General features: G+C 36.2%; 1 protein-coding gene. It reads left to right on the plus strand.

The window, feature by feature from the left end:
- A partial coding sequence (locus GNY06_RS00285) for a hypothetical protein (RefSeq protein WP_166518306.1) occupies positions 1–556 on the plus strand: 556 nt, incomplete at its 5' end.
- Positions 557–660 lie beyond the last annotated feature (104 nt).

Here is a 660-nt window from a genome sequence, read left to right on the forward strand (position 1 = left end):
GCTTTTTTTTGTAGGAATATTATTGGCCTCCTGTAAAAATGATGCAAAGACCTCAAAAGTTGAAGACCAAAAAGAAAATACAACACAGGAAAATAAGAAGATCTTAAAAGTGACGGACACGTTTTCTCTTGATGGGATCAATTTTAAATTATTGCAAAATGGAGATCAGGCAGAACTAAAAATCGAAGCAAAAGACCGTGTCGTGAAGGGGAATATAAAACTTTCCCCGCCCTGTTACTTTTTAAAACGTTATGGAAAAGTTCAGTCGTTTGCCTATCCTAATGTAAAGGTCGCTCATACCTTAATTTTTTTAGGAGATACCGTAAGCACGGATGTAAAAAAATATTTTGGATTCAATGAAAATGATGATTTCAGCAGGATATGTGGAGAGGCTCTTCAGGGGATTCTCATCAAGAAAGACAGTGTTATTGTTACGGAAAGAGTTTTGGATGGAGGATTTACGTGTGCTGACTCGGGATCAGATGAAAAAGAATTTTGGGAATTTGCCCATATCAGAGAAACACATAAGCAATCACGTAACCCTAAATACCGATAATAATGATCAAGTTTTATGATTTATGGAACAATCACCCTGGAAAGAGATCTTACCCCTGCAATTTTCAAAATCAATGTGCTATAAGAATGGGAGTTGCTTTGGAA

It is taken from the genome of Elizabethkingia argenteiflava (assembly GCF_009904105.1).
Classification (GTDB): Bacteria; Bacteroidota; Bacteroidia; order Flavobacteriales; family Weeksellaceae; genus Elizabethkingia; species Elizabethkingia argenteiflava.